Origin of the sequence: uncultured Blautia sp. (genome assembly GCF_902497045.1) — a bacterium.
Taxonomy (GTDB): domain Bacteria; phylum Bacillota; class Clostridia; order Lachnospirales; family Lachnospiraceae; genus Blautia_A.
Genome location: NZ_CABVDF010000289.1, coordinates 1 through 2,868 on the forward strand (window position 1 = coordinate 1; position 2,868 = coordinate 2,868).

The 2,868-nt window shown below is 41.3% G+C and carries 3 protein-coding genes; 1 reads left to right on the forward strand and 2 read right to left on the reverse strand.

Annotated features, from left to right (window positions below):
* A partial coding sequence (locus RDS42_RS13845; protein WP_308784174.1) for a GGGtGRT protein occupies positions 1-885 on the forward strand: 885 nt, incomplete at its 5' end.
* Positions 886-1,058: 173 nt separating this feature from the next.
* On the opposite strand, the gene RDS42_RS13850 is transcribed toward RDS42_RS13845, so the two are convergent.
* Both RDS42_RS13850 and RDS42_RS13855 read right to left on the reverse strand, forming a co-directional pair.
* Positions 1,059-2,300, reverse strand: a complete 1,242-nt coding sequence (locus RDS42_RS13850; protein WP_308784175.1) for an IS256 family transposase — start codon at positions 2,298-2,300, stop codon at positions 1,059-1,061.
* An 83-nt stretch (positions 2,301-2,383) separates the two neighbouring features.
* Positions 2,384-2,868, reverse strand: a 485-nt coding sequence (locus RDS42_RS13855; RefSeq protein ID WP_308784176.1) for a GerMN domain-containing protein, incomplete at its 5' end; no start/stop codon positions are given.

Below are 2,868 nucleotides of genomic sequence, written 5' to 3' on the forward strand. Positions count from 1 at the left end.
CAGGTAAAGAAAATCCAGCCTATCTGTTTCGAGAACGCTTGCTGGGCTTACACTATAGGTGCAGCAATCGCAATCAAAAAAGGATGCAAAAGAGCTGCTGATGCTGCTGCAGCAATCGGTGAAGGTCTTCAGGCATTCTGTATTCCAGGTTCTGTTGCTGACCACAGAAAAGTAGGTCTTGGACATGGTAACCTTGGAAAAATGTTATTAGAGGAAGAGACAGAGTGTTTCTGTTTCTTAGCTGGACACGAGTCCTTTGCAGCTGCTGAAGGTGCAATCGGAATCGCTGAGAAAGCAAACAAAGTACGTCAGAAACCACTTCGTGTTATCTTAAACGGACTTGGAAAAGATGCTGCACAGATTATTTCCCGTATCAACGGATTTACATTTGTTGAGACACAGTATGATTACAAAGCAGCTAAACTTAATGTTGTATATGAAAAAGCATATTCTAACGGACTTCGTGCAACTGTAAAATGTTACGGTGCTGATGATGTTCAGGAAGGTGTTGCAATCATGCATCATGAGAACGTAGGTGTTTCCATTACCGGTAACTCTACCAACCCAACACGTTTCCAGCATCCGGTTGCAGGTACATACAAGAAAGAATGTATCGAGCAGGGTAAGAAATACTTCTCCGTAGCATCCGGCGGTGGTACAGGACGTACACTTCACCCAGATAACATGGCAGCAGGTCCAGCTTCTTACGGTATGACAGATACACTTGGACGTATGCACTCTGATGCACAGTTCGCAGGATCTTCTTCTGTACCGGCTCACGTAGAGATGATGGGCTTAATCGGTGCAGGTAACAACCCGATGGTTGGTATGACTGTAGCAGTTGCAGTAAGTATCGAAGAAGCAGCTAAAGAAGGTAAATTCTAAGAAACCCAGTAAAATCGAGACTATGAAGAAAAGTCTGTAAATAAGATTCTTCTATGATAATGATGGGCGAAAGGCTTGAGAAATCGGCTTTTCGCCCTTGTTTTATATATAGCAGTTACAAAACTGCATGTCAAGAGCGGGCGGAGGTTCCGCCCGTTTTCTGATATTTTCAGTTATTCCGGTAAGCGTCCCTCGTACATGATACTCAGCTCTCCATATACCTGAGCCCAATTCCGGATTGTGGAAGTCCATTTTTTCGTCGCTTCAAAAGTTGCCAGATACAGCGCTTTCAGCAGTGCTGTATCACTCGGAAATACGCTCCTTTGGCGATTGAGCTTTCGATAGGTCGAATTCAGAGATTCAATGGCATTCGTCGTATAGATGACCCTTCGGACAGTTGCTGAAAATTTAAAAATCGGTGAAATAGCATCCCAGTTATCTTTCCACCGTTTCATGGAATTAGGATATTTGGGAGTCCATTTCTCAGTCACACGCTCGAGAGCTGCCAGTGCCTTTTTCTCATCCGCCGCATGGTAAATGGTTTTTAAATCAGTTGCAAAGGCTTTCCTGTCTTTATCCGGAACGTATTTTAGGGTATTTCGAACCTGATGGACGATGCATCGTTGATATTCCGTTTTCGGGAATGCTGCAGCAATTGCTTCTTTTATTCCGGTAAGTCCGTCTGCACATAGGATTAAGATATCTTTTACACCCCGATTTTTCAGCTCGTTTAATACAGATAGCCAGTATTTCGAACTTTCATTATCCCCAACATGGATCGTCAATACCTCTTTGTGTCCTTCGGTATTGATACCAAGAATGACATAGGCTGCCAGCTTGCGAATCACGCCATTGTCACGGACAGAATAATGGATTGCATCTATGTACAGGATGGGATAAACTTCATCTAATGGCCGGTTCTGCCAGTCTTCAATCTGTGGTAGTATCTTGTCTGTAACATCTGAAATAAATCCTTCTGATGTCTCGAAACCATAGATATCCTCAATCGTTTCAGATATCTGTCTTGTGGTCATCCCTTTTGCATACATGGAGATAATCTTCTGATCAATGTCAGAAATATCTTTCTGGCGCTTCTTTACTATCTGCGGTTCAAAAGTAGATTTTCTGTCTTGGGGGACTTCAATCTCCATAGCTCCATAACTGCTGTTTACACGTTTCTGCTTGTAGCCATTGCGATAATCATCGTTGTCTGAACGTTCAGATTTCTCGTACCCAAGATGCTCATCCATTTCAGCTTCCATCATTTCTTTGATGGTTCCACCCAGAAGATCTTTTAATGCATCCTGAATATCTTCAGCTGTCTGGATATCATATTCCTCCAAGAGCTGATGAATAATATTTCGCTTTCCTTCTGTCATTTGTACTCTGTGTACAGGTTTCTTTTGTCTTGCCATAATAAAAGGCCCTCCTATGATTTTTATTTTATCATAGAAGAACCTTTTAAATGCTATTTTACAGAAAAAGTTTCACACTCTCGTTACTCAAATCTAGTCAGATAATCTGAATACTCTGCATGTCCTGAATATAATACTTCTCCTTCTTCTGTTATTTTAATTCCATCACACTGATACGCGTCCAGATAAGTATTAACTACACAGCCAAGCAATTCAACTTCCCCTGCTGTACCCAAACTTCTCAATTGTTCTCCAAAGGCATTATTCACATCAATAAACAGTTTCTCATTTTCTTGCTTCAAGGATAAAATCTCACTTTCTCCCTGAAGTACTCCTGTTTCTTTTAACAAATCCCAAATCACCTGCTCATTAACTGTCTCACATTCTTCTTCTGTTACAACTACTGTTCCATCTGATTCGTTAATACTATAAACATTCACAAGCACTGGCTTATCTTCGTTTTCTTCATTCTTATTGTCCATGTCAGCTTCGTTTTCTTCTTGTTCTTGCGTATCCTTTTCTTCCCCAACAATATCCACGGATTCTTTTTGCGATTCGGATTCAGGTT

Coding starts and splice junctions, on each gene's coding strand:
- RDS42_RS13850 (WP_308784175.1), bottom strand. CDS start 2,300: ATGGCAAGACAAAAGAAACCTGTACACAGAGTACAAATGACAGAAGGA.